This is a genomic window from Leptospira meyeri (genome assembly GCF_004368965.1).
GTDB lineage: Bacteria > Spirochaetota > Leptospiria > Leptospirales > Leptospiraceae > Leptospira_A > Leptospira_A meyeri.
In genome coordinates, this window is sequence record NZ_SORO01000001.1 from 2699270 (window position 1) to 2726112 (window position 26843).

Consider the following 26843-nt stretch of genomic DNA (forward strand, 5'->3'; position numbering starts at 1 on the left):
AGTTACAAAGAAATCGAATGGATTTCTTAGTAGACAGAAAACGATATACATTATTTAACCGAATGGTTAAGTAATGGCTCACTTCATGCTAGTGTAAATTGACCCTATCCTTAGGCAGGGGCAAACTAGCCAGGAACGATTGTCATGTTAAATCCAAGGAGAAAATTGATGGGTCAATTGAAGGTGAAAAGTTTTTCGATATCGATGGATGGTTTTGGCGCGGGTCCGAATCAAAGTTTAGAAAATCCTCTGGGTGAAGGTGCAATGAAAGTTCATGAATGGGTATTTTCTACAAAATCCTTCCAGAAAATGCATGGAAGTGGGAGTGGCGGAGAATTGGGAATCGACAATGATTTTGCAGAAGCAGGATTTTTAAACATCGGAGCTTGGATTTTAGGCCGCAATATGTTTGGTCCGATTCGCGGAGAGTGGCCGAATGAAGAATGGAAGGGATGGTGGGGAACAAATCCACCGTATCATTGTCCAGTTTATGTTTTGACAAATCATCCGCGGGAACCCATTTCAATGGAAGGTGGCACAACGTTTCATTTTGTTACAGAAGGAATTCACAAAGCGCTCGAATTAGCTCAAAAATCTGCTGGAAACAAAGATGTGCGATTGGGTGGAGGAGTTTCTACAATCCGTCAATATTTACAAGAAAAACTAATTGATGAATTACACCTTGTGGTTTCTCCCGTTCTGTTGGGTAGGGGTGAGTCTTTGTTATCGGGAATCGATCTTATTTCTCTAGGATACGAATTGACAACCTACAAAACATCGCCTAAAGCTATGCATTTGATCATAGAAAGAAAAAATGGGTAAAAAAATGTTCAAACACTTTGATTTAATGTTCAAGGTGTTTGAATTTCTATTTTTTGATGATTTAAGGTATTCAGCTAACATAAGTAAAATGATTATTTGGGGGAGAGTGAATTTTCATGTGTAAAACGATCAAACAGAAAGTGAAATTCAAAGCAAATCCATTTGCCATTTACCAATTGCTGGCTGATACCAAAAAAATTTCGGCACTGACTGGCAAACCTGCAAACATTAGTAAAAACATTGGCGGTAATTTTTCGTTAATGTCTGGAAAGGTTTCCGGGATTATCGTCGATTTAAAACCATCAGAACGCATTGTGCAGGCATGGAGAAGAGAAGATTTTCCAGAAGGAATATTTTCTATGGTGACAGTTACATTAAAGGAAACTGCAGATGGAGGAACCAACTTGGTTTTAACTCATAGAGGTGTACCAAAAGAACTCATCGATGACGTTGAAGAAAATTGGCGGCAAAACTTTTGGGAAAAGATTAAACTATCAATCAAAACTGGATAGTATTGTTAACATTAGTTAACTAAAATTGCCGTGATTCTATTTTCCGATCATTTTTTTAGGATCCACCCAAAGATCAAATTCTTCTGCTGTTAGTAATCCTAACTTAACTCCCGCTTCTTTTAAAGTAGAATTATCTTTATGAGCTGTTTTGGCAATTTTGGCTGCATTGTCATATCCAATGTGGGGATTGAGAGCCGTAACAAGCATAAGGGACCTATTTAAGTTTTGGTTTATGGTTTCTTTATTGGCCACAATTCCCCTTGCACAATGTTCTTCGAAAGACAGGGTCGCATCAGCTAACAATCGTATGGAATTGAGTACATTAAAAATGATCAGCGGTTTATATACATTCAATTCAAAATTTCCCGAAGCCCCACCGACATTTACTGCTACATCATTTCCGATGACTTGTGCGGCCACCATGGTCATGGCTTCGGATTGAGTGGGATTGACTTTGCCTGGCATAATGGATGAACCTGGCTCATTTTCAGGAATGGAAATTTCACCGATTCCCGATCGTGGGCCAGAGGCTAACCAGCGTATATCGTTTGCTATCTTCATCAGGGAACAGGCAATCGTTTTCAAAACTCCACTCACTTCCACAAGGGAATCATGGGTAGCCAAAGCCTCAAATTTGTTTTCTGCAGTGACAAAGGGAAGTCCTGTTTCTTTCGCAATGGCAGCAGCGGCTTTCATTGCGAAATCCGGATGTGTATTGAGCCCTGTTCCCACGGCAGTACCTCCAAGTGCCAATCGATAAACAGATGGTAATACCCGTTTGGTTCTATCAATGGAATAGGATAACTGTTGTACATAACCTGAAAATTCCTGACCGAGAGTGAGAGGGGTAGCATCTTGTAAATGGGTTCTGCCAATTTTAATGATATCCGCAAACTCTTTTGTTTTATTTTCCAAAGTATCATGAAGCGTTTGTAAGGCGGGAATTAATTTGTGAACCAATTGTTCTGCACAGGCAATGTGCATGGCTGTCGGAAAGGTATCGTTTGAACTTTGGGCATTGTTGACATCATCATTGGGATGGATTGGTTTTTTGGAACCCATAACTCCGCCGGCCATTTCAATGGCTCTGTTGGAGATGACTTCATTCACATTCATATTGGTTTGGGTTCCCGATCCTGTTTGCCAAATCACAAGAGGGAAATGTTCATCTAAAGTTCCATTGATGACTTCTTCAGCCGCCTTCACGATGAGATCTGTTTTTTCTAAGGATAATATTCCCAAATCTCTGTTTGTCAGTGCTGCGGATTTTTTTAAAATCCCAAGAGCTCGAATCATTTCTCTGGGAAATCTGTCATTACCTATGTGGAAGTGGTGGAGGGAACGTTCGGTTTGGGCACCCCAATAACGAGAGTTTTCCACTTCAATTTCGCCCATAGAGTCGGATTCAATTCTTGTTTTCATATTCCCTCTAGATTTAATTTAAATAAATTGTTCTCTTTATGTAGACAGAGTTAGATTTGAGAATCGAAAAAGAAAAAACTGGGAATGAAAAATTGAAACTCTCCCGTGTTAGAGATTACGGGAGGGATTTATCATCAAAAATTAAAATGGTTGGTAGAAGGCAAGATAAGCAGCAAACAGACCCAGAACTGGAAAAACAAACCATAGGATTTTAGCAAATTTCTCTTTTTTGGAAGCCATTGCTAAAAGACCACCAAACGCAAGCCAGATGACAATTTTTAAAATCACCCAAACTGGAAGTGCCGAATGGGAAATTCCACGAAACTTCATGAGTCCAAATCCAGCAACGAGTAAGAGTAAAAGTCCTACACCGTGAAAGATGGCTGCAACAGCTTTGAATTTGTTTTCCGATTTTTTTCCCCCATTGATGGTGTAAAGAGTGATTCCTCCGAGGGATAAAAATAAAAGGAACATTCCGAAAATATGGATAAGTTTATACGCTTCGTATGACACAAAAGTCTCCTTGTTTCTGCTCTATTCTTTCAAACAGAACCATTCCTTGCTAGATTTTTCTCTTTTCTTTATAGGAAAAAGAACTAGGTTTTGGTGAATGGAACCAAAAAATTTGTCTAACTCTGAAACAAATCCCACCTCAAGTGAGACAAACAAAACTCTACTTGTATTACGAGGAATTCCAGGTTCTGGGAAAACGAGTTTAGCAAATGCCATTTCCCTAACCAATGGAGCACCGATCTATTCGATTGATTCCTATTTTGAAAACGAAGTTGGTGAATATCATTTTGATTATCAAAAAAACCATTTAGCTTATAAAGACTGTGAAGCCAAAACTAAACATGCTCTCGAACGGAATCTCCCTTTTATCATCGTAGACAATACATTTACTTTGGAGTGGGAATTGGAACCTTATATACGTTTAGCGAATGAATTTGAATATAAACTTCATGTTGTGACTGTGGAGAACAGACACGGGGGAAAAAATGTACATCAAATTCCCGAAGAACAAATAGAGAAGATGAAGGCGAAGTATCGAGTGGTTTTATAGGGTGGTTTATTGTAGAAAGACTTCTTTTTATATTTAAAAGAAATTTTTCGTTGGCTTTAGACTTTCGGGAAAATGAAAAAAATCGATTATGGTGAGTTGATTGAAGGATGGGTGAGAAATGAATTCCCTTTTCAAAAAAAACCGCCGCTAACCTTAAGTTAAGCGACGGATTTTTAACAAACTAGATTATCTCCAGTTGTTAGTTTTAGGTTTTGCGATGTTTACTTTCATCTCACGGTTAAGAATGTTCTTTCCGTTAAGTTCTTTAATTGCGTTATCAGCTTCTTTTCCATCTTTCATTTCGATGAATCCGAAACCTTTAGAGCGGCCAGAATACTGGTCAGTGATGATTTTTGCAGAAGTTACTGCTCCGTGTGCTCCGAAAAGCTCACTGAGTTTACCTTCAGTCATATCGTAAGAGAGGTTGCCAACGTAAATGTTTACTGACATAGTTTTTGTCCTGTTTGTTAAAGTTGACTCGGGAATTCTAGATTTACAATCGTCGGGACCCTATGCGGGATTTTGGGTAAGAACTCCAGAAAAATGCAGGGAAAAACTTGGGAAAGCTACCAGCGTGCAAGCTTGAAAGGACTACTTCGGCGGTGAAAATCAACAATACTCTGAATCTTCTGTCAGTGTAATTACCCTTTCTAAAAAAAGCAATCTGAAAGAAGACTCAGGGAGAAAATTACGAAAAAAGAGAATTCTAGTGGTGGTGGTGTCCGCCTGGACCGTGCACGTGACCGTGTTGCAATTCTTCTTCCGTTGCCTCGCGAATGGATTTAATTGTGACTGCAAAGTGGAGGGTTTCTCCAGCTAACGGGTGATTGCCGTTCAGAATGACATCTGCGTCACGAACTTCTTGTAAGTATAGAACCATTCTACCTTCAGGAGTGTCTGTTTGAAATTCCATTCCCACTTCCAACTCTGCTTCCGGTGGGAGTTCTGTTTTAGGAACTTGAAAGATGAGAGCTTCGTTATATGTCCCATAACCATCTTCAGGTGGTACAGTTACATTTTTAGAATCTCCGTTTACTAATCCTTCTAATTCTTTTTCCAAACCGGGAATGATGTTTTGCCAGCCGTGGAGGTATAATAGTGGTTCGTCTGATTGGTCCAGAGTTTCTCCCTGGGCGTTCTTTAGGTGATAGGAAAATCCTACAACCATTCCTTTGCTGATGGTTTTTGACATATTCATTACATTCTACCAATGGAAAAAAATACTGCAACCGAATAAAAGGTTGGTACCAAATTGTAATCAAAGAAATTGAACCTTGGAAATATTACATCTATGAATTGGTCACTACTTATTCAAGTTTTAGGTGGACTCGGGATTTTCATCTACGGGATGAAATTACTAAGTGAGTCCTTACAACGTGTGGCGGGAGATCGGCTTCGCACCTTTCTTTCGTCTATGACGAGAAACAGAGTTTCTGCTGTGTTCAGCGGATTATTTATTACATCTACAATACAATCCAGCTCGGCAACCACCGTTCTTGTGGTTGGATTTGTGAATGCCGGTTTAATTTCTCTCGCTCAAGCCATCGGTGTCATCATGGGGGCCAATATTGGAACCACCATCACTGCGTGGATTGTCTCCTTTTTAGGATTTAAGTTTAATATTGCATCATTCGCATTGCCAGCAGTAGCCGCAGGGGTGATCTTAAATTTTTCACGAAAAGAAAGTAGATCCGGTTGGGGAAGTTTCCTCATTGGGTTTGGATTTTTGTTTTTAGGATTGGATTATTTAAAAACATCCGTTCCTGATAGTGCAAAGGATCCAGAGAGTTTTCTTTTTTTACAACAATACACAAATATGGGATTCAACTCCATACTGTTGTTTGTTCTCATTGGAGCTTTGCTCACAATCGTGATTCAATCTTCCTCTGCATCCACAACCATTACCATCACTTTGGCGTTCTCTGGTTATATCCCAATTGATGCCGCTTATGGTATGATCCTAGGTGAGAACATTGGAACCACCATCACTGCAAACCTTGCGGCAATTCCGGGAAATCGAAATGCCAAAAAGGCAGCTCTGGCTCACACCTTGTTCAATGTGTTCGGTGTGCTATGGGCACTTCTCTTTTTCAAAATGTTCACTGGTATTGTGGATGATTTGATTCCTGGAGATCCACTCACTGATAAAGAATCAACAAGATTCCATATTTCATTGTTTCACACAATGTTTAACATAACAAACACCCTGATCCTCATTTGGTTTGTGAATACAATTTCCAAAGTGGTAAGTGCCATTGTTGACGGTCTTGCTTCTAAAACTGGAAAAGATAAAGATTCCATTCGATTATTACAAGCAGGTAGCGTAAAAACAACTGAACTTGCAATGGTGGAGCTGGTTGAGTTCACTAAAAAAATCATTCGAGATACGTATGATTTCCTTCGTTTGACAGAACAAATTTTACTTCAGCCATACGATGCCACAAGAATTGGCCAAGTATTGAAAAAAGAAGAAGAACTAGACCAAGTTCGCACAGAAGTTTTGACCTACCTAAATCAAATCCAAGAAACCGGTGTCACTGGTAACTATGCGAAAGATGTTTTAGGTATTATGGAAAGAGTGAAGGCTGTGGAAGAGATGGGCGATAACTTTGCATCCATTGCAAGGAAAATAAGAAAATCTCACCGCCAAAAAGTGTCATTGGACAAAACGTTCGGTAATTCTGTAAAAGACCAAATGGATTTACTCAAACACCACTACGACATTTTGCTTGTGAACTTGGACCAAAGTGAAACATTTGATATCCTTGGTAATCCGCAGATTCGTAACCAAAGTCGCGAATATCGTTTTCAAATGATTCGTTCCATTAAAAAGAACGATTCTAAAGTGAAGAAGAAAAAGTATCAGAAAAAAGATAATTTGATGCCAGCTCTTCTTTATCGTGATATTTCCCGTAATTTGGACAATATTTCCAGACTATTGAATGCGGCAATTTATGCGGACGTTTAGTCCGCCTATTTTGTTTAAGTTATTTCAAAAAGAATAAATGTTATATCATCGTCTGCGGGACCTTCTTTGTTCCGTAGGCGAATGTGTTCATCGATCCCTCCGTACAAAGATTCCGCTGATTCACTTTTTCTAGTGAGTAACCACTGGAGTAGTTCTTCTTCTCCCGAATCACCATTCTCCCATAAATCCCAAATTCCATCGGTAAAAAGTAAAATCTTATCTCCTGCCGAGAGTTGGTAAACTTCTTCCATGTAATGGACATCCTTGGAATATCCAATGAGTTTACCTTTGGGCCGAATGACTTCGATGGATGTGGATTCTTCATTAAACTTGTATAAGGCGGGGTGACCTGCATTTGCTACTTTTAATTGTTTTTGTTCCAAATCGATAAAGATTGCACTAGCAGTTAATAATTGGTTTTTATAGTTTCCAACTAGTGAAACATTAATACTCTCCAATACTTTTCCCGGTTTATTGGCAAAGGCTAAGGTTTGCATATATGCAATTTTTAACATAGCCGCTTCTATCGCAGCCGGTACACCATGTCCTGTTACATCTGCAATGATTCCGCAAATTTGATGTTTTCCATAAACGGTCAAATCATAAAAATCCCCGCCCACAAGTGAAGCTGGGAAATATCCTGTTTTGATGATAAGTCCAGGAAATTTGGGCAGGACTTGGGGGAGTGTGGATTCTTGGAGTTTTTGAGCTAACTTAAGTTCTTTTCCATAGGCAATTAACTTTTGTTTGTCGATTTCTGCTTTGAGTTGTATTTTGTCCTTTTCTTTGCGAACTACAGAAATGCGATCGCCAAGTCCAAAGGCCATTAGTAATACTTCAATCGCCATACCCACTTGAAATGAATTTTCGGTGAAGGCATTCACTGGAAAAAAACCCATGTATTTAAGGACTGTAGCAAGTCCTCCAATGATCACCATAAAATAACCGTAAAAGTAAAATCTTGCAGGTGGAAATTTTTTGATATAGGCAATATAATAAGAAACAAACAAAGCAAAAAAAGCTAGTAAAAACGAAAATATATCACCCGCTCTGTTCATTAATCGATAAGGTAAAAATGGAAGCAAACAAAGGCTAACGATAGGAATAATCATTAATCCCAAAAACCATTTGTATATGTGGGGCGCATTTTCCTTTAAGTTCATAAAGGTAATACTCATTGGAAAACATGTGAGCAAAAAAAGAAAGTAAAGTAGGTTGTGGGTATTATAGACAAGTTCAGGAGAGTTTTGGAAAAAATAGACTGGTAACAATCCTTGTAATGAAAGTTGAAACAAAATGGCTGATACGAATAAATACAAAACGTAAAAAATATATGCTTTGTCTCGAACCATGACGTATACAAAAAGATTATAAAGAGTCATGACTCCAACAATCCCAAAATAAAATCCTTGAAGTAAGGTATCCAAAGAAGCAAAACTATCAAAGTTTTTTTCCTCTGCAACCATGAGCGGAACGGACATGGAACTATCCGTTTTGACACCTACATAATAAATAACAGTTTCGTTAGGCAAAAGATCAGAGGCGTAACTAAATCCTCTATACTCCCTCTCTCTATTTTCAAAAGGGAAAAGTCTACCCTGCTGGTTTTCTAAAATTTCACCTGACTCGCGCAAGGTGAAGAATTTAACGTCATCTAATAGTGGATATTTGATATAGGTAATGAGCCTTCTGTTATTTGGTTCATCATTATGAATGACAAAACAAAACCAATACTGTTTATCAGTGTTTCCAAAATTTGGAATGACCCCTTCCGATTTTTCCGTGGGGAAAGTTTGAAAGTGATTTGAGACTTCTGCAATGGAGTGGATGGATGGGTTTTTAGAAAAATATACAAGGTGGCCGGAAAGATCAAACGTTTCACCAAGGAAAGAAGAGAGCGTAACGGGGGTTGTGTTGGGACAGGACTTTGGGTCAGCAGAGAGGTTTGTATAAAAGAGACATAACAGAATGAAGGTGAATGTCTGTTTCATACAGGAAGGTCACAAGTATAAGACGAAGACCTTCCTTTGTAAATCTGTTTGTTTTCGAAAAAAAGAATTAAGCAGTGACCGCAGGAATTCCTGCTAGGATGCGAAGGGAGTCGTAAGCCTTTTCTTTTTGTTCTACTTTTGTTTTGTTCACAGCCTTGCGGATGATCACATCCCATTGTTTTTCCGGGTGTTCCATTTTCATGTTTTCCAGAAGTTCTAAAATGTTTTCGTCATCGGATGCATTAAAAATCTCATCCGAATCGTAACGAAACATTCCAAAAAGGGCGTCAATGTAATCACCTACGCTCATGGCCTCTTTTTGACCAGGTAGGATCTTTTTCTTTTCAGCCTTTCGCAGTTCTCTTTCCCTGCGTTCTAGTTCCGTGCGTTTCATCTGATGGCCTCTAGCTCGTTTGCGTTGGTTCCAAGACCATGTTTTCAAAAGGCAGGAGAGGCGACACCAAATTTGTCCAAAAATTGGCTCGATTTTTGGGTTGGGTGGTCAAAGATGGGGAGGATGCTCCTGAAACGGTGGATTGCTGGAAGTTTGGCCATATTCCTCTGTACCCAATTTCTTTTTTTAGGAAGTGGGTTGCTTGGGTATTGTCTGGAGTCTAATTCCAAAATTTGCCAATGCAACCATGGATCCAAAAAGGAAAAACATGGGAATGCAGAAGACCAACTTTTTTCCGAAGATCGGGAAACTTCTGTTACTTTAACTCATTCACACGAATCAGAAAACACCTCAGAAGTGGCTCTCAAACCAAGTTGTCATGATGCTAAATCTGGTGAGGCCCATCTTTGTTCTTGTAAAAAACAGAAAAAAGATGCACTCTCTTTGCGGACCCACCACCAAACCATGGATAGACCAAGTTTAACATTTGGATTGGTTAAATCTTCGGTGATCATTTATACAATTAACGAGTCCCCATTCACATTGGCGGACGGAGATCTCCCCAATTTACTAAGACCACCTCGTATCTAAGATTCTTACAAATTACAATTAGAGCAAATTGATCGAAGGATGATTTATCATTCTTTTAATTAAAAACAAATGTAGTATTTTAGAATATTAGGTATTTATGAACATATTTAAAACTTTTTTTATTTTTGTCTCGGTAATGGGAATTATATCCTGCAATCCGAATTCAAAATCAGATGACAACGAAACATTAGCACTTTTGGCTTTGGCTATGCCACAAACTGTGAATTTGAATTTTGAAGCTCTTGCCAATGGCCAACCTTTGGTAACGGGTTCAAATATCACCGCTGATATCCGAACCGTTCAATTTCGTGACTTTCGAATGTATATTTCAGAAGTGAAACTTGTAAAAGCTGATGGATCAACAGTTGATGTCACCTTGTCTACTGATAATGTTTGGCAATCCAATGGAGTTGCCCTTGTGGATTTAGAAACAACTCAGACAGTTGATACAAATACAAAGGTCTCAGGAACTGCTCCTGCAGGCAGTTATACTGGTGTACAGTTTACTGTAGGAGTACCAGAAGCATTGAATCATTTGGATAGGACGAATCAAGCTGCACCATTAAATAATGGAGCAATGTATTGGTCTTGGACCGGTGGATACAAACATTCAAAAATTGAGTTCTCATATAACAACGGAACTGATTGGACAAGTTTACATATTGGATCAACTACTTGTAGTGGAGCACCAAACTACGGTAACTGTTCTAAAAAATTTCGAGCATCTATTCAGCTAACTGGTCAATTTAATTCTGCGAACCAAAAGATTTCTCTCGATGTAGATAAGTTAATAAACGGCCATACTTTCGGTGCAATGGGTATGTGTATGCCTGGTGATGGATCCGCAGCTTGTTTACCTTTGATTCGGGCATTTGGATTAAATGAATCGAATGGTGCTGCCGATGGGACATACTCTCAAAGGATCTTTAGTTTAAAGTAAAATAGTTTGGGTTAGTATCGATAGATATTAACCCGTTCCACCGTTAAGGATATAGATTATGAAAATTCACCTTTCATCCATGTTTCTTTTTTTTAGTTTTCTTTTTAGTTGTAACGTACTTCCGTTTCAGAAAAAAGAAACCAACAATGATATGTTACTTGCCGCTCTTGGAATTTTGGCAACTGCTTCCGACTGGGTTTGGGATTTACCACCTGGTTTCCCACAGCCACTTGTTCCTTCTGACAATCCTATGTCGAAGGCGAAAGTAGAACTCGGCAGGCATTTGTTTTATGAAAAGAAACTGTCTGGAAATGGAACCATGGCTTGTAGCAGTTGTCATTTTCAATCTTTGGCATTTGCAGACGGAAAAGATTTTCCGAGCGGGATCACGAACCAATCCCATCCAAGAAATGCACAACATCTTTCCAATGTTGCTTACATGCCAAGACTCACTTGGAGTAATCCAAAAATGACAAGTTTGGAGATCCAAGCTCGTGCTCCTATGTTTGGAGAAACTCCCATTGAATTGGGTTTACAGAATAATAATTTTTTGAATGAACTATCGTCCAATGCAATTTACCCACCAATGTTCGAACGTGCTTTTGGTGGTTCCGGTATTAACGAACAAAATGTACGATATGCACTCGCCAGTTTCCAAAGGTCAATGATTTCTGGAAATTCTAGATACGACCAATACACATTTAGAAATAACAAATCGGCATTAACTGCCTCTGAGATAAGAGGACTTAATTTATTTAACGGTGAAGTTGCGGAATGCTTTCATTGTCATGGGGGATTTAATTTTACGGATACTTCCTTTCATGGAGGGGCGAAAGAGGAATTTTTTTACCATAGCAATGGGATCCATGATGATACCTACTATGCAGGTGTTCCAAGCAACAAACGAGGGTTATTTGATTTGACAGGTGTCGCCTCTGATACTGGAAAATTTCGTGCTCCATCTTTACGTAACATTGGGGTCACTTATCCCTATATGCATGATGGGATTTTTATGTGTGCTGATTCGAATAACCCTGACAAACCAGCGGGTGCTGGAAAAACAAAGGTAGATTGTGCTAGGGATGCATTGACGCAAGTAGTGGATCATTACCGTTCAGGTGGTCAAAACCATTCTGCCAAAGATGTTACGCTCATTCGGGCATTTACTATTACCAATTCACAAAGGGATGATATGGTAAACTTTCTATTAGCACTTACCGATGATGAGTTTTTAACCAACCCTAAGTTTGCGAGTCCCTTTTGATGAAAGAGGGAATCTATCGGCTAAGTTTCTTTCCCATTATTTTCCTATTCATCACTCACTGTACCTTTGGTTCGGTGGGTGACAGTAATAAAGAAAAAATGGAAATCCTCCAGAACTTAATTTTTTTTAACAACAATCAAACTGTGACAGTCGGTACGAATCTACGCAGTTATGATGACCAAGCAGATGATACTCTAAATTTGTTTAGTTTAACAAGCAATGCTGTAGTTTACAATATTTCGATTCAAAGTACCACCTATATCAATTGGGAAACGGGTAGTTATCGAATTAATCCACCAAACCAGGTATTAGGTGTGTCAACTACGAGTTCGGAAAAAAGTTCTAATGCAACTGCCAAAACACATACCCCGTATACAGTACCTCTCGATTTGCCAGCGGATGATTTGTATGGAAAACTCTATCCGTTTTTATCTGCCTCTACTGTATCCAACATCACACAGTACAATAATACAATGGAAACAGGAGCAAGTTTTCTTTATCCAAATACGAGAATTTCGAATATGCCACTGGGAGTGGTTGCGATTGCAAATGTGAGTTGGGAAGAAATTTACATTCGGATGACAGTGAATGGAAACGACATCACCATTCTTCTTCCGCAAGGGAATAAATCAATTACCCCTAAATGTAAAATCCCAATCAAACAAGGGCGGACAAACAATATCGAAATTCTAATGTCTCTTGCGTCAATGTTTCAAGATCGCTCTGTTTCGGGAACACCCGTTCGTTTTTTACAGCAACTTGCATTATTGTTTCCTGGACCTATTGTTATTTCAAAAGTTTCGAATGTGCCTTTATACAATATCCTTCAACAAAATCTCCAAGCAGAAGATATCGTTTTTAGTTTTCCTGGTTGTTTCCCTGGAGTGGAACGATGAAACAAAATTTATTAGTCTTCATTCTTTTTTTAATTTCCTTTCATTCGATTAATTCGCATCACACTGGTTCGTCGGATAGTCCCAATGCAACAGCGAGATTTGTGGATCCATTTACAGGAAAACGAGAAAAGCCAACCAACTATTTGGTAATGACTCAAGATTATTACCAATCCACACGTGAAAATAGCCATCTATTCACAACCACAGCATTTGCAGAGATGAATTTTTTTGATGGAAGGTTTGCACTCAATGCTTCTGTTCCATGGAACTACTACCAACAAAGAGGAAGAGAAGATGCGGCACGAATTGGAAAAACTTATCTTGGTTTTAAATACCAACCTTTCTTTGATTTGGATAAACCTTACTTTTTTGTGATCGAAGGTTCGGTTGGTTTTCCGAGTGGTCCTGACACAGACCGGTTTACCGGTGGAAATTATTATACAGGTTCTGGATTTATCAAACTGGGATATCTGTATGAGAAGTGGTCCTTTGTAACAAAGATCGGGGGATTAAATCCTCTCTCTCGTCCCCAACCAAATAACCTGCAAGATAATGATGGTGTTCCCTATTATTATAGAAAACCATCTGCCTCTCCTCCTGAACCCGAGTATGAGTTCAAAAAAACCGCTCTCATTTCTGGATATGTGACGTATTATTTGATGCCTGAGATTTCTCTCTTTACTGGTCTCTTGTATCGTAATCCCTATAATGGCGTGGACTATTCCAAAGAAAAAGATAAAGCAAACCCGGCGTATTTTACAGAGGCGAGCGCTGGGTTTTCTTGGAATTTTTCAGAGAAATACAACATGAGTTTAGCCTATCGGTACCCGTTGCAAAGGGATCGTGAGTACAGACTCTATCAATCTGCATGGACTTTTGCCTTCTCCATGGAGTGGGGAAGCGATTGACATCAGATGCCTTTTTTAAAACGTTCTAAGAAACTCTATAAATTTTATTCGTAAAAGGTAATCTATGAGCAACGTAGAAATCGTACCAGTAGGGGAACTCCCTCCTATTGGAGTTGTGCCCAAAAAAATGCACGCGCAGGTCATTCGCCCGGAACGTTACGGCGAACCGAAAACTTCTTTTCAATCAGAAGTCATTGATGTTCCGGAGATCGGTCCGAACGAAGTTCTCGTAGCCACCATGGCTGCCGGTGTAAACTATAATAATGTTTGGGCAGCTTTAGGGTATCCCGTCGATGTGATCGCAGCTCGTAATAAAAAAGGCGAACCAGAAAAATTCCATATTGGTGGATCTGATGCTTCTGGGATTGTCTATAAAGTTGGTTCTGAAGTTAAAAATGTAAAAGTGGGTGATGAAGTAGTTGTCCATTGTGCCATGTGGGATCCAAAAGATCCATGGGTTCTTTCTGGAAAAGACCCAATGTATGCACCTTCTCAAATCATCTGGGGATATGAATCTAACTGGGGTTCCTTTGCGCAGTTTTGCAAAGTGCAAGACCATCAGTGCCTTCCTCGTCCGCAACACCTAACATGGGAAGCTTCCGCAGCCTATATGTTAGTTGCAGCAACCGCTTATAGAATGTTACACCACTGGAAACCAAACGACGTAAAACCTGGTGATGTTGTGCTCATTTGGGGTGGAGCCGGTGGACTTGGTGCTATGGCGATTCAAATTGTAAAAGCTGCTGGTGGAATTCCAATTGCTGTTGTTTCCTCCGATGACAAAATTGATTTTTGCAAAAATTTAGGCGCTGCTGGTGTGATCAACCGTAACAAGTTTAAACACTGGGGTGGACTCACTTCTGATATCAACAAACCAGAAGCTTTTGTTGAGTGGACTAAACAAGCACGTGAATTTGGAAAAGCGATTTGGGACATTGCTGGTAAAGGTAAAAACCCACAAATCGTATTTGAACATCCAGGTGAAACTACACTTCCTACTTCCGTATTTGTTTGTGAAACAGGCGGTATGGTTGTCATCTGTGCTGGAACGACTGGCTTTAATGCAACAGCTGACCTTCGTTATTTGTGGATGAGACAAAAACGTCTGCAAGGTTCTCACTTCGCAAACGACGACAACTGTCGTGACCTCAACCAATTGGTGATTGATAAAAAAGTAGATCCAGTTTTGGCTGAAACTTATAGTTTTGAACAAACTGGTGAGTGTCACCAATTGATGCGCGAGAACAAGCACCCATCAGGAAACATGTCAATCCTCGTTGGTGCAAAAACTACAGGACTTGGAAAGAAGTAATTCTTTCCAGGTGTGTATTTAGAGTACATGTCCCCGCCCTATCGAGACTGGGTGGGGTTATCCACCCGCCACCCAATGGCTCCATTTACCATGAAACTTTCGTTTTGTGAATCCAATTTCCACAATCATTATTTTTATTTCTCAAAAGTTCGTATTTTTACAAAAGGAGTTCGTTTATGCATCCGCGAATCAATTTAATCACCCTAGGTGTTTCCGATTTACAACGTTCAATCGATTTTTATGAAAAGGGACTCGGGTGGAAACGCTCAGAAGAAAGCAATGACAGTGTTGCTTTTTTTCAAATAGGAGCAGTCGTATTTGCATTATTTGGCGAAAAAGATTTAGCAGAGGATATTGGGATTCCTTTTCAAAAACGCCAAGACTTTTCGGGAATCACCCTTGCTCAAAATCAAACTAGCGAAGCTGAAGTTGATGCAGTCATGAACAAAGTGCGCTCGTTAGGTGCTACGATTCTTAAAGAACCACAAAAAGTTTTTTGGGGAGGTTATAGCGGATATTTTAGGGACTTTGATGGTCATATTTTTGAAGTAGCATACAATCCATTTTTCCCATTAAATGAAAAAGGCGAAATTGTTCTAAGTAAATAATTCGTATTTTCTTTGTTATATTTTTAATTTGAAGGGTTTTTAAGGAAAACTATGAAACAAGCGCAGGTGAGTCAATTTGGTTTGGATTATTTAAAAATTGTCGAGGTCTCGGAACCAACAAATCCAGGACCAACAGAAGTTTTGGTTCGAATGCGTGCTGCTTCTTTAAATTACCGTGATTCTTTGGTAGTTGAAGGTAAATACAATCCTAAATTTCCACTGCCTTTGGTTCCTTGTAGCGATGGTGCCGGTGAAGTGGTGGCAATCGGTTCTACTGTAACCGATTGGGAAGTAGGGGATCGTGTTCTTCTCACTTTTGCACCTAAGTGGATATCAAAAGAAGCAACCCATGCCGAAATGCGTCATACCATTGGAGGTCCACTCCCTGGCACCTTACGCGAGTTTGCTTTAGTTCCTGAAACGGGACTTGTTCGAATTCCTTCCCATTTGTCGTATGAAGAAGCAGCCACCCTGCCTTGTGCGGCTCTAACTGCTTGGTCTGGATTGTTTCAGTTTAGCCAATTAAAACCTGGAGAATTTGTCGTTGTACAAGGAACAGGTGGCGTATCTATCTTCGCATTGCAGTTTGCTAAACTAGTCGGTGCCAAAGTCATTCTCACTTCATCCAGTGGTGAAAAGTTAGAACGGGGAAAAGAGTTAGGTGCTGATTATCTCATCAATTACAAAGAAACTCCCGAGTGGGGTAAAGAAGTTCGTAGGATCACAGAAAAAGTAGGTGCCGATCATATCATTGAAGTGGGTGGGGCCGGAACTCTAGAACAATCCATTGCCGCTTGTCGTCCATTTGGTGTGATCCATTTGATTGGGATACTTGCTGGTAAATCTGGAGAACTCAATTTACTTCCAGCAGTGATGAATAATTTAAAAATCCAAGGATTGGTTGTCGGAGGAAGAAAAGCTTTTATCGAAATGAACGGGGCCATTGAAGTTTCCGGGTTGTGCCCTGTAGTAGATAAAGTGTTTTCTTTAGAAGAATCCGCAGAGGCAATACGGTACTTACGATCGGGATCTCATTTTGGAAAAATTGTGATCCGCATATAAGGTAAACCTTATTTTTTGATTTTTTTAAGTCGAGAAACCGGTTCGTTGTCGTAGTTTTGTAAAAATGAATATTTAGGATCCTCATATGATAGTTCCTTTTCTCTAACCACATAAAGATAAAACCGATTTTCATTGTTTGAATTTCGTTTCGTCCTCATATAAATAACATCACCAACGATTTTCCATTCACCTTCCACATTATAAGATATACAACCATCCTCATCGCAGCCATTCCAAATATGAGCATCGAAGGTATAATCTTTCGTGAAGTGAATGTAATAAGGACTATAATTTTCTTTACCCCAATAACCTAAGATGGACTGGTCGTTGATTTGATCAGGTTCTATTAGTTCTGGATCATATAAGGAACAATCTCAAATAGTAAACTGTTCAAATAAGTATCCAATTTTATTCTGAAAAGATACTTTTGCCCATTTACCGGAATTAATTCCTATCGTTTCGTAATCAAAATACTCTAAGACACCTAATTTAGTAAAATAAGGTACAGTGCTAATGATTTCAGATTGAGATGAAGGTTGAGAATAAATATTCAATCCTTCTTTAGCAACAATACAAATTTTATCAATGAATGTGCTTTGATTGGTTGTTTGAAGATCAGGTTTTGTATTTTGGTTCGTTTCTTTACATAAAAGAAAAAAAAATAGAAAGAGGTATATAAACTTTCTCATTTGGTTACCGACTTCAATACAGAATTTCTTTCAATGTCTAAGGCAATCACAGATAAATGGATTTCTATTAGAGCTAGGACAAGCGAAATTATCATAAACAAAAGAGATAAAGCGAATAAAACCCAAGCCACAATATTATAAAAAGGAATCATACCCATTGAGCAGGCGCATAAGATCAAACTAAAGATCCCCGCACTTTGAGCATATAAAATCAGAGAAATGCGAAAACGTAAGTTATGAATTTGTTTTTCTAAAATCTCTGATTTTGAGGATTCGTATTCTGATAAAAGTTGCCTCGAAAGTTTAGCCAATCCAAAGAAACGATTGGTATAGGCGAGCATCAACAAAGAGATTGCCGGGAATAGGAGTCCCGGTATACTATAGATTAGGTTGTCCAATCTATTGAGCCTTGTTTTACTTGTAGGATTTGTTCTCCCAAATTGATTTTTCCATCAGGAGTACGAATGGTGGCTTTGATCACATCTCCAGGTTGTAAATACTCTTTTCGTTTTTTTTGTGTCTTTATAAAAACATCCCATTTTTTGTGTTCAGGTAGAAAACTAGCAAATATTTGTTTTAGTTTTCCCGGAGCTTGGAGTGCACAACCAGACGGTGTTCCCGTTAACAAAACATCTCCTACTTGAATATGGGCGAACCTAGAAAGTTCGGCAATCGATTCTTTTGGCGAATATACCATTTGGTTTGCTTCTGCGGATTGTCTTAATTGTCCATTGACTGTTAGGTTTAGTTTTAGCAGATCAATTTGATCAAAATCATTTGGGTCTAATACAGCAAGAAAGGGTCCCGCAGGAAAAAAAGTTCTATAAGATTTCCCTTTATACCATTGCAATTGGGGAAGTTGGATGTCCCTTGCCGAAATATCATTGGCAATGAAAAGAGCAGCTATATACTCACTTGGATTGTAAGAATGAAAATCAAGATCTTCGTTGATTTCTTTTCCAAATACAATTCCCAATTCGATTTCATAATCTAAAAGTTCTACATGTTTTGGTCGGATCACATCGCCGACTGCAGTTGTGATCGACACATCGGACTTAGTAAAAAATAAATTATACTTTTTTGATTTAGGATTGAGTCCAGCTTCCAACGAATGTTTTTTATAATTTGCCCCTTGACAAATCACTTGGCATGGTGCTGTGATTGGTGACAAAATAGTAATTTTGTTTTTGGGAATCGTTTTCTCTGATTGAATGTTTGTAGGAGTTTTGATTCTTTTTTTTTCAATACCAACTAGCAAGTCCTTGGTGGAGAGATCACCAATTCGTAAAGGAAGGACTTTTTCGTCGGCAACCATTCCCCAATCAATTTTATTTTTATATTGAAAACGTACAAAATATTTTGCCATCGTTGACCTATGAAACTATGTTTTGGGGAGGGATAAAAAACACCTGGGCCAAACGAAGGCCCTTACAATGTGGTAGTGAGAATTTGGTCTATTCTTCAGAGAAAAGATTGTTGAGTGAATCGATGAGAGTGTCTACTTCTACACCATAACCCATACAAACTTGTTCTATCGTCTCAACTTCGTTAATGGAGCAGTGTGAACATCCACCTAAATGGTAGCTGGAGAAAACTAGACCTGCTTCTGGATGGATCGCAATTGCTTCGCCCACAGTCATTTCTTTAAAAAAGCGCGGTTTTGTTGTTTCAGTCATCTTAAGAACCCTCAGGAAGGAAATTACTATACAAATATTGGACTATGCTCTATTCGTCAATGGAATGTTTACCCAAGAAAACGGGAAATTTTATGTCAGAATCGAGGGAAGGTTTGAATCCGCCCATTTCCTCTACCAGTACTTTGCCGATGGCTCGGATGAGCCTATCCATGGGCATTCCTGGAAGGTGGAGGTGTTTCTGGAGGGAAATACAAACATTCGTCCAGATGGCATTTCTTACGATTTTTTAACAGCAAGAACCCGACTTTCCGAGTTAGTCCATTCCATTGATCATATCTTGATCAACGACCATCCCGATTTTAAGGGGGTTAATCCCACTTCGGAGAATGTAGCTCGTTGGTTTTATGCAGGTCTCAAGTCCGATGTCAAATCTTCAGATGGCAAAATCCGCCGGATTGTGATCCATGAAGGACCTGAAAATCTTGCATTCTTTGAACCAGATGAAAACGCAAGTATGACCTAATTTTTAACAATAGTTAGGTACTATTCCTTAGTTTTTCTCTACCTACTTTTCGTTTCCATAAAACAAATATGAAAAAAGAACGTTTGATAGAAAAAAACTCCGTAGCTCGGTTTCCTACGTAAAATTTATGTCAACAAACATTCGTTTGTGATTCAGATTCGACATAATCCTTCCATCATTTGGTTTACATGCAATTGGAATGCTCTAACGTTCAACATTCGTCGTTAGTTTTTATTGCAGACGTTTTCATTTTTTTTCATAAAAATTTATCATCTTAATCGATTGCTTTTCTACAGGCTCATTATGAAAATCGATAGAACACTCTATGCCATTTACGGAAATCAAACATAGTTTAGGTCATATTTTGCTTGTGGAAGATGAAGCCATATTGGCTATTTCACAATCAGAATTCCTTAAAAACAAAGGGTATTCCGTGCAGTATGTATCAAATACAAACGATGCATACAACTTCATCACTTCAGGTGAAAAAGTAGATTTGATTCTTATGGATATAAATCTTTCCGATGGAATGGATGGAATCCAACTTGCTGAAAAAATTCTTTCTTATCGTGAGATTCCCATTCTATTTGTTAGCGGTTATTCAGATAATAAAATTCTAGATCGTGTTTGCAAAATAAAACACTACGGTTTCATTCCAAAAATTTCCAGTCCCGATATCATCGAATGTATGATTCGATCTGCACTGAAACTTTACCAAGCCGAACAGTCCTTAGCATTTCGAGAAAAAGAACTACGAATTACCTTTGAAGCTATGGGAGATGGTGTAATCGTTCTTACACCTGAAGGGTTGATTCGTGAAATCAATCATAAAGCTCTGGATATGTTGGGACATCGCAAATCAGAAGTTTTAGAAAAAGACCTTTCTTCATTTTTATATTTAATTCAAGCAGAAGCTCGAACTCGGGTTTCCTATCCCTTTCTAAATGCTTTCAGTGGACTCGAAAAAACGGAAAGGAGAAATGATCTTATTATTGTTTCTCGTAGCGGTCGCGAAACACATGTTACAGAGACAATTTCACCTATTTTAGATTCTGAAAAGAATTTAAGCGGAGTGGTGATTGTATTTAGAGAGACACCAAATGCACCTGTTATGGTTCCTCCAAAAGACGGGGAAAGCCTCTACGCAAAAGTATTTCAACTCAGTCCTATTGCCATGGCAATTTCTACAGTCAAAGATGGAACTTATTTGGATATAAATTCCTCTATGGAAACAATCTTCCAATTAGAAAAATCAAAGGTCATTGGCAAAAAAACAACAGAGTTTAAAGCTTGGAGTAATCCTGAACAACTTGCACGCCTCAACCAAATTTACCAAGAAAAAGGAAGGATGAATGGTGAAAGAATGTCAGTCACTCATTCGGGCGGCAATAAATTTGATGTTATGGTATTCAGTCAAGCCTTTGAAATTGCTGGTGAAAGGTTCATTCTCTGGATCAATTTGGATGTCACAAAAATTTTGGATATCGAAGACCGACTCGCAAAATCTTTGGAAGAAAAAGATGTTTTATTAAAGGAACTACAACATAGGGTTAAAAATACCCTCGCCATTATTTCCGGACTTTTGAATTTAGAGTCTTTCAAAGTTGAAAACGATATCGCCAAACAATCGTTTTTAAATGCACAATCAAGAATCATGTCCATGTCTAAGGTGTACGAAAATTTATACCAATCGGAAGATTTGGAATCAGTTGATTTGCGAAAGTACATTGAAGATTTAGTGTTTAGCCTTCATGATATTTTTGTTCTGAATCCTACAAAAATTCGATTTGATGTTAAGTTAGAAGAAATTCGTTTAGACTTAAAACGAACTTTGCCACTTGGTTTGATCCTAAACGAACTTTTGACTAATGCATTAAAGTATGCATATCCAAATGAAAAAGGTGGAGATGTTCGTATCCACTTATCACGTTCTAATGAAAATATTATTTTGTCTGTTGGTGATGATGGAGAGGGTTTACCTGATTCGGTGAACATTGAAAAAGGAAATCATTTTGGTTATGAATTAATTCGGAGTCTTACTTCACAATTAAAAGGTGTGCTTTCTTCTGTATCCAAAAAAGGGGAAGGCCTTAACATCATGATCTCTTTCCCTTTGCAACAATCAGATAAAAACTAAATCAACCGATTTAAATTCAATTTGAATTATCCTTTCGTTTTCTTCCTCGGATGGTTCCAATAAACACCAAACGAACTTGTTTGATCGTTTGTAATTTTAATTTTCTCATTTCAGTGTGTGCATCCGTTGCAAGATCTAAAAAATCAGAAGCCATTAGAAAACAAATACTCACAATCAACTCAGAGGCAAACTGTATGTCTTCTACAGGAATCATTTTGGGCATTCGCATATCTTTTGCTAGTTCCCTGGCGATTGTTTTCATCGACTCGCGAATTTTTTCTCGAATTTTTTGGTTCCCGCCGGTTCTTTCCCTTGCAATGAATCGAAAGAGTGAGCGATTATTGGCAACGTAGTCAAAGAAAAATCCAATCGTCAGTTGCAAAGCGGACTTGTAAGCTCCCTTGGTACGAGCATCCCCCACAATGGTTTGGATTCGGCCACCGCAGTCATCCACAAGAGATAAGCCCAGTTCTTCCATGTTTTTGAAATGCCGATAGAAGGCTGCAGGGACGATCCCTGCCTCTCCTGCCACTTCGCGAAGGCTGAGATCTCCCAAACCTTTTTCCTCTCCCATCAGCCGCAAGGCACCTTCGAGCAAATTATCATGGGTGCGAAGCTTTTGGGCGTAGCGTTTATTGAGTTTCATTGGATGAATTCAGTAAACGATCGTTCACTTTTTTTTAAAAAGCAAGGACAAAATGCAGAATTAGGGATTGACATAGCTAACGACGTAAATTAACACTATTAGATATCTCTGTGAACAAGTGTTCACTTAAATGCGAAATACGAGGCGAAAATGAAAACCTTTCCTTTTATCTACAACCAACCCAAGGAATTTTTAAAATTCCTCCAACCCCAAGATTGGGCTGATTTTCTATTGGGGGAGATTAACCCCAGGTTTTCGGTAACTGCGGTCAAAGCGAAAGTCGTTGCCATCCGAGAAGAAACGGCAGATGCTAAGACTTTGGTATTAAAACCAAATTGGCTTTGGAAGGGATTTGTATCAGGACAACATGTTCCAGTGACAGTTGAAATTGCCGGAAGACGAGTCACTCGGTTTTATTCTTTGTCGTCATTTCCTGGAGAAAAGTATTTAAGCATCACCGTCAAACGTCAATCAGGTGGACTTGTTTCTAACTTTATCAATCAGAATATCAAAAAAGGTGATTTGTTGGAGTTGGGAGAACCTTCCGGTGAATTTGTTCTTCCAAAAGTTCTGCCTTCTAAATTTTTATTTTTAGCAGGCGGTAGTGGAATCACTCCAATCCATTCCATTCTCAAACAATTACAAGCAAACCAATTCAAAGGAAAAGCAACTCTATTATATTTTGTTAGATCTTATGAAGATATAATTTTGCGTTCTTCCTTAGAAGAAATTAGTAAAGCAGCTGGTTGGTTAGAAATCCGTTATATTTTTTCAGATGTTTCTAAGGAAGGATATGATTCGGGATTTTTAACAAAAGAAATTTTACAGAAGTATACTGATGATTTAAAATCTTATTCTGTTTATGTTTGTGGTCCTGCTCCTATGCAAACCAAAGCACTTTCTCTTTTGGAAGGGAATGAAGTAAAATCTGAACTTTTTCTGTTGCCAGGTCAATCGCAGTTGAAAGTTAAAAAAACGGGAACAGTCGATGTCTTTTTATCGTTAAGCCACAAAACCATTCAAGTAAAAGGAGAACGTTCTCTTTTAGAAGAATTAGAAGACCAAGGAATATATCCTCAAAGTGGATGCCGAATGGGGATTTGCCATACCTGCGTTTGTAAAAAAGCAGCTGGTTCTGTTACCGATTTAGCAAAAAACGAAGTTTCTGCGTTAGGTGAAGAGAATATTCAGATTTGTATCTCTCGTGCTGAATCAAATTTGGAATTAGAACTTTAGAACTGAGAACTCAGTAAAATAAAGATTGAAATAAACGAAATAATCATAGGAAAAAAACATGAGAACGATTAGTAAAAAATTAAACAAAGATGAAGTCGAAGCGTTTGGTAAAGAAGTAGATTCACTCCGAGAAGAAGTAATGTCAAAAGTTGGAAAGGAAGATGCAGATCATATCAGATTCATTTATAAGGTATATCGTTATACAGAAGTTTTAGGCAGGGGACTCATCCATTTTAGTTTTGAACCTATATCTTTTGTTGCTGGAACTTTGTTACTCGCTACATCCAAAATTATCAACAATATGGAACTTGGTCATAATGTGCTTCATGGACAATATGATTGGATGAACGATCCTCGTTTTAACTCAAGGACTTTCGAGTGGGATATTGTGTGCGATGCTCACCAGTGGAAGTTTTATCATAATTATATGCACCACACCTTTACGAATGTTTTGAACAAAGACCATGATTATGGTTATAATTTTACACGTTTGACTGAAGCACAAAAATGGAAACCTGTCCACTTAACACAACCTTTTACTAATCTGTTTCTTGCCATGAACTTTCAATGGGGCATTGGCGCACATGGTTATCGTGTAGAACATTTGGAAATTCCAAAAAAACAGAGAAATAAAAGATCTTTAAAAGATTTTAAGGCAGTATTCTTCAAAAAAATTGAACTACAGGTCGTAAAAGATTATATTTTGTTTCCGTTGCTCGCTGGTTTAAATTTCCCAAAAATCATTTTAGGGAATATGATTGCAAATCTGATCAGAAATCTCTGGACATATGCTGTGATCTTTTGTGGTCACTTTACTGAAAATGCAGAATCCTTTTCAACTGATGAAATTGCCGGTGAAACAAAAGCACAATGGTATTTAAGACAACTCAAAGGTTCGTCAAACCTGGATGGAAGTAAGTTGTTTTATACAATGACTGGTCACTTAAGTCATCAAATAGAACACCATATGTTTCCTGGTATGCCTGCGATACGGTATCGTGAAGTAGCACCTCGTTTGAAAGAAATTTGTGCTAAGTATGGTCAACACTACAATACGGGAAGTTTTCTAAAGCAGTTTGCTTCTGTTTGGAAACGGATCATTGCTTACTCTTTTCCAGATTCCATTGCCGGAAAATTAATGGGAAATCGAAAAGTATATTTGGAACCAAAAGGTATGGTGTCACAACCCAGTTTCCAGATATCCCTTCCTACAGAAGAGAAATCCGTTACTCTCACTTAACCTGAACAATTTTGGATTTCCCACTGGCGCATTGTGGGGAGTCCATCCCTTTCCTTTCTTTCGGGTCCTCAAAATCGAGGACCCTTTTTTTTATCTTTCAGTAAGTTTGATTTTGTTTGCTGAAAGAATTGCCAAACTATCAACATGGAACGCTTTGCACCAGGTTGTGCGTAAATCTTTTCGTTTCAAAGATTTGTTTTTCGCTCTTTCCATTAAGTATCCAACCACCACTCTTGCAGCTGATTCGACGACTTCAAAACTAAAAGTTTCCTTGGTTTCTTGGTTTTCAATTGATTTGAATGTTTCTACGATTGATTCAAAAAGAGTTCGTATTTCTTTGAGTTTTGGATTTGATTCTGAACCTTTTGCGAGATGATCTAAGTAGGTACGAAAAGTACCTGTTGCACTCATCCCTGAAGTGATTCCTCCAATGGCTGCGTTGACTTGGATTTGTGTGGTTCCATCGTAGATATTGGTAATCCTAGCATCTCTATATAGTCTAGAAAGATCATAATCTTCTGTATAACCTGCACCACCTAATACTTGTAATCCGTCATATACTAAATCATTGCACATTTCCGAGTTATAGTATTTGGAAATAGGTGTGAGTGTATTCGCTACTTTTTCCCAAAATTTTCCTGTTTTTAATTCTTCTGGGGTAGGTGTTCTTCCATCTTCATACCAATAGTATTTATCAACGGAATATGCTGCCTCTACCATGAGGCAACGCATTCCTGCCAGTTCCCTTTCCATTCGGTCTAACATGCGACGTACTGCTGGAATTTCATAAATAGGTTTTCCGAATTGAACTCTCTCTTTCGCATATTTAAGTGCTTCTTCGTAAGCTGCTGTGACGATTCCCGTACCTTGGGATGATACACTGAGACGAGCACCGTTGAGCATTCCCATAACATACTTCACAAGCCCAAATCCTTCTTTCCCAACCAAATGGCCTTCACTGTTTTCAAATACTGTTTCGCATGTAGCTGATGCTTTGATTCCTAATTTTTTTTCAATTCCTTGAACGGCGTAGTTTTTGTTTTCAACGATGAAGAAAGATAGTCCTCGTGCTCCGCTTTCTTGCGTTCCTGTTCTAGCAAGGGTAAGTGTGATGCCGGGGCTTCCATTGATACCACAAGCAACTGTTTGGAATCTTTTGGTTCCATTTAGAAACCACTTGTCATCTTTTTTTATTGCCTTTGTTGTAATATTTGGTAAGTCAGATCCGAAGTCGGGTTCTGAAAGTCCCATGGTGACTGTATAGTTTCCTGAAATCAATTTAGGGATCCATTCATCTTTCATTTCTTCAGTTGCACAAACTTCTAAGATAGCAGCAAGACCCATACTCCCCACTGCAATTGTGATGGAACTATCTGATCTATACATTAACTCTGCAATCATCGCTTTGATGATACTCGGTGTTCCAAGTCCGCCATATTTTCTTTTGAATGCTGCCGGACCAAGTCCTGCATCGTGATACATTTGAACTACATCCACCATTTCTTGAGGGTGGATTACGTTTCCATTCTCAAATTTAAGCCCTTTAGAATCTACAATAGAAGCAACTTGTGAAACATACATTCCACTAATCTCTCCGCAGGATTTAAGGATTTCTTCATAAAAAGATATCGCCTCATCAACATTAGATGGTGCATATTCTAGTTTAGGGTTATTGTTTTCTAAATATAACTTGGAATCTGAAAATTGATTTTCGTAGATTGGTACAATTTCACTCCAATCAATTAAATCTTCAAAATGTTCCTTTAAGTCTTCGTTGGTTTGAAAATAGTTACTTTGGATCATATAAATTCCTTTTGGATTAGAAGATAAAATTTATGAATGTGAGGCGATTAAAAAATATCCGTATAACAAAAAAAATTGAATGGTTGTATTTTGTGAACCGATCGGTTCATTGTTTGAGTTTCTTAATTCTGGATACAAAAAAGAACATAGTAATTTGATTCCCTTAAATTCGAAAATCT

The 26843-nt window shown here is 38.5% G+C and carries 28 protein-coding genes; 16 read left to right on the top strand and 12 right to left on the bottom strand.

The features are described from left to right. Nucleotides 1–168: 168 nt before the first annotated feature. Nucleotides 169–822 (top strand): dihydrofolate reductase family protein, encoded by a 654-nt coding sequence (locus tag CLV96_RS12740; RefSeq protein WP_004784199.1) that lies wholly within the window; start codon nt 169–171, stop codon nt 820–822. Nucleotides 823–938: 116 nt separating this feature from the next. Beyond that, a complete protein-coding gene (locus tag CLV96_RS12745; protein WP_004784320.1) occupies nt 939–1334 on the top strand; it encodes an SRPBCC domain-containing protein in 396 nt (131 codons plus the stop codon). Between the two features lie 36 nt (nt 1335–1370). Here CLV96_RS12745 and fumC read toward each other — a convergent pair whose 3' ends face one another. Together fumC and CLV96_RS12755 are read right to left on the bottom strand one after the other, a co-directional pair. Further along, the gene (fumC, locus tag CLV96_RS12750; protein ID WP_020776296.1) at nt 1371–2756 is read right to left on the bottom strand and encodes a class II fumarate hydratase; all 1386 of its coding nucleotides are present in this window, start codon (nt 2754–2756) and stop codon (nt 1371–1373) included. Between the two features lie 141 nt (nt 2757–2897). Continuing rightward, the gene (locus CLV96_RS12755) at nt 2898–3230 is read right to left on the bottom strand and encodes a hypothetical protein (protein WP_051012774.1); all 333 of its coding nucleotides are present in this window, start codon (nt 3228–3230) and stop codon (nt 2898–2900) included. A gap of 136 nt (nt 3231–3366) precedes the next feature. Here CLV96_RS12755 and CLV96_RS12760 point away from each other — a divergent pair, with 136 nt between their 5' ends. Further along, nucleotides 3367–3819: an AAA family ATPase gene (locus CLV96_RS12760; RefSeq protein WP_208325395.1), complete on the top strand. Its 453-nt coding sequence runs from the start codon at nt 3367–3369 to the stop codon at nt 3817–3819. A 186-nt stretch (nt 3820–4005) separates the two neighbouring features. Here the strand turns inward: CLV96_RS12760 and CLV96_RS12765 are convergent, their stop codons facing one another. Further along, a complete protein-coding gene (locus CLV96_RS12765; RefSeq protein ID WP_035983131.1) occupies nt 4006–4269 on the bottom strand; it encodes an RNA recognition motif domain-containing protein in 264 nt (87 codons plus the stop codon). Between the two features lie 256 nt (nt 4270–4525). Continuing rightward, entirely contained in the window at nt 4526–5017 is a 492-nt protein-coding gene (locus CLV96_RS12770) for an FKBP-type peptidyl-prolyl cis-trans isomerase (RefSeq protein WP_004785810.1), read from the bottom strand. Between the two features lie 93 nt (nt 5018–5110). Here CLV96_RS12770 and CLV96_RS12775 point away from each other — a divergent pair, with 93 nt between their 5' ends. Further along, nucleotides 5111–6787 carry a Na/Pi cotransporter family protein gene (locus CLV96_RS12775; RefSeq protein WP_004786793.1) on the top strand — a complete coding sequence of 559 codons (1677 nt, stop codon included), beginning with the start codon at nt 5111–5113 and terminating at the stop codon, nt 6785–6787. A gap of 14 nt (nt 6788–6801) precedes the next feature. On the opposite strand, the gene CLV96_RS12780 is transcribed toward CLV96_RS12775, so the two are convergent. Continuing rightward, nucleotides 6802–8778, bottom strand: a complete 1977-nt coding sequence (locus CLV96_RS12780; protein ID WP_004787535.1) for a 7TM diverse intracellular signaling domain-containing protein — start codon at nt 8776–8778, stop codon at nt 6802–6804. Nucleotides 8779–8845: 67 nt separating this feature from the next. Beyond that, entirely contained in the window at nt 8846–9172 is a 327-nt protein-coding gene (locus CLV96_RS12785; protein WP_004784080.1) for an LB_289 family protein, read from the bottom strand. Between the two features lie 123 nt (nt 9173–9295). Between CLV96_RS12785 and CLV96_RS12795 the strand changes: the two genes are divergently transcribed. The 8 genes from CLV96_RS12795 to CLV96_RS12830 all read left to right on the top strand — a co-directional run bounded on the left by CLV96_RS12795 (nt 9296) and on the right by CLV96_RS12830 (nt 16753). Then, complete coding sequence (locus tag CLV96_RS12795) at nt 9296–9763, top strand: LIC_11090 family protein (RefSeq protein WP_040917321.1); 468 nt, start codon at nt 9296–9298, stop codon at nt 9761–9763. A 97-nt stretch (nt 9764–9860) separates the two neighbouring features. Continuing rightward, on the top strand, nt 9861–10703 hold the full coding sequence (locus tag CLV96_RS12800; RefSeq protein ID WP_004785293.1) for an MbnP family copper-binding protein: 843 nt from the start codon (nt 9861–9863) through the stop codon (nt 10701–10703). 58 nt (nt 10704–10761) lie between these two features. Further along, nucleotides 10762–11967: an MbnH family di-heme enzyme gene (locus tag CLV96_RS12805; protein ID WP_004784993.1), complete on the top strand. Its 1206-nt coding sequence runs from the start codon at nt 10762–10764 to the stop codon at nt 11965–11967. Beyond that, complete coding sequence (locus tag CLV96_RS12810; RefSeq protein WP_004787709.1) at nt 11967–12863, top strand: hypothetical protein; 897 nt, start codon at nt 11967–11969, stop codon at nt 12861–12863. Before CLV96_RS12805 ends, CLV96_RS12810 begins: the two co-directional genes overlap by 1 nt. Beyond that, complete coding sequence (locus tag CLV96_RS12815) at nt 12860–13771, top strand: LIC11086 family outer membrane transporter (protein ID WP_004785242.1); 912 nt, start codon at nt 12860–12862, stop codon at nt 13769–13771. The genes CLV96_RS12810 and CLV96_RS12815 overlap by 4 nt, the downstream gene beginning before the upstream one ends. Nucleotides 13772–13835: 64 nt before the next feature. After that, entirely contained in the window at nt 13836–15083 is a 1248-nt protein-coding gene (gene ccrA, locus CLV96_RS12820; RefSeq protein WP_004784265.1) for a crotonyl-CoA carboxylase/reductase, read from the top strand. Between the two features lie 176 nt (nt 15084–15259). After that, nucleotides 15260–15691, top strand: coding sequence for a VOC family protein (locus tag CLV96_RS12825; RefSeq protein WP_004786483.1), 432 nt, complete (start codon nt 15260–15262; stop codon nt 15689–15691). A gap of 51 nt (nt 15692–15742) precedes the next feature. Next, nucleotides 15743–16753: a zinc-dependent alcohol dehydrogenase family protein gene (locus CLV96_RS12830; RefSeq protein ID WP_004787639.1), complete on the top strand. Its 1011-nt coding sequence runs from the start codon at nt 15743–15745 to the stop codon at nt 16751–16753. Nucleotides 16754–17127: 374 nt separating this feature from the next. On the opposite strand, the gene CLV96_RS12835 is transcribed toward CLV96_RS12830, so the two are convergent. The 4 genes from CLV96_RS12835 to CLV96_RS12850 form a co-directional block, all read right to left on the bottom strand. Continuing rightward, nucleotides 17128–17442, bottom strand: a complete 315-nt coding sequence (locus tag CLV96_RS12835; protein ID WP_004785274.1) for an SH3 domain-containing protein — start codon at nt 17440–17442, stop codon at nt 17128–17130. Further along, nucleotides 17439–17840 (bottom strand): DUF2721 domain-containing protein, encoded by a 402-nt coding sequence (locus CLV96_RS12840; protein WP_081581542.1) that lies wholly within the window; start codon nt 17838–17840, stop codon nt 17439–17441. The genes CLV96_RS12835 and CLV96_RS12840 overlap by 4 nt, the downstream gene beginning before the upstream one ends. Continuing rightward, a complete protein-coding gene (locus CLV96_RS12845) occupies nt 17828–18808 on the bottom strand; it encodes a fumarylacetoacetate hydrolase family protein (protein ID WP_004786655.1) in 981 nt (326 codons plus the stop codon). Before CLV96_RS12845 ends, CLV96_RS12840 begins: the two co-directional genes overlap by 13 nt. Before the next feature lie 88 nt (nt 18809–18896). Next, nucleotides 18897–19118 carry a DUF1858 domain-containing protein gene (locus CLV96_RS12850; RefSeq protein WP_002973441.1) on the bottom strand — a complete coding sequence of 74 codons (222 nt, stop codon included), beginning with the start codon at nt 19116–19118 and terminating at the stop codon, nt 18897–18899. Between the two features lie 64 nt (nt 19119–19182). Here CLV96_RS12850 and CLV96_RS12855 point away from each other — a divergent pair, with 64 nt between their 5' ends. Together CLV96_RS12855 and CLV96_RS12860 are read left to right on the top strand one after the other, a co-directional pair. After that, the gene (locus CLV96_RS12855; RefSeq protein ID WP_035983320.1) at nt 19183–19602 is read left to right on the top strand and encodes a 6-carboxytetrahydropterin synthase; all 420 of its coding nucleotides are present in this window, start codon (nt 19183–19185) and stop codon (nt 19600–19602) included. 325 nt (nt 19603–19927) lie between these two features. After that, nucleotides 19928–21739 (top strand): histidine kinase dimerization/phosphoacceptor domain -containing protein, encoded by a 1812-nt coding sequence (locus tag CLV96_RS12860; RefSeq protein WP_004787083.1) that lies wholly within the window; start codon nt 19928–19930, stop codon nt 21737–21739. 16 nt (nt 21740–21755) lie between these two features. Here CLV96_RS12860 and CLV96_RS12865 read toward each other — a convergent pair whose 3' ends face one another. Then, complete coding sequence (locus CLV96_RS12865) at nt 21756–22385, bottom strand: TetR family transcriptional regulator (RefSeq protein WP_081581541.1); 630 nt, start codon at nt 22383–22385, stop codon at nt 21756–21758. 150 nt (nt 22386–22535) lie between these two features. On the opposite strand from CLV96_RS12865, the gene CLV96_RS12870 reads away from it, so the two are divergent. Next, entirely contained in the window at nt 22536–23621 is a 1086-nt protein-coding gene (locus CLV96_RS12870; protein WP_004785659.1) for a ferredoxin reductase, read from the top strand. A gap of 58 nt (nt 23622–23679) precedes the next feature. Continuing rightward, nucleotides 23680–24861 (top strand): fatty acid desaturase family protein, encoded by a 1182-nt coding sequence (locus tag CLV96_RS12875; RefSeq protein ID WP_004787516.1) that lies wholly within the window; start codon nt 23680–23682, stop codon nt 24859–24861. A 90-nt stretch (nt 24862–24951) separates the two neighbouring features. Here CLV96_RS12875 and CLV96_RS12880 read toward each other — a convergent pair whose 3' ends face one another. Continuing rightward, nucleotides 24952–26664, bottom strand: coding sequence for an acyl-CoA dehydrogenase family protein (locus CLV96_RS12880; RefSeq protein WP_004784631.1), 1713 nt, complete (start codon nt 26662–26664; stop codon nt 24952–24954). Between the last annotated feature and the right edge of the window lie 179 nt (nt 26665–26843).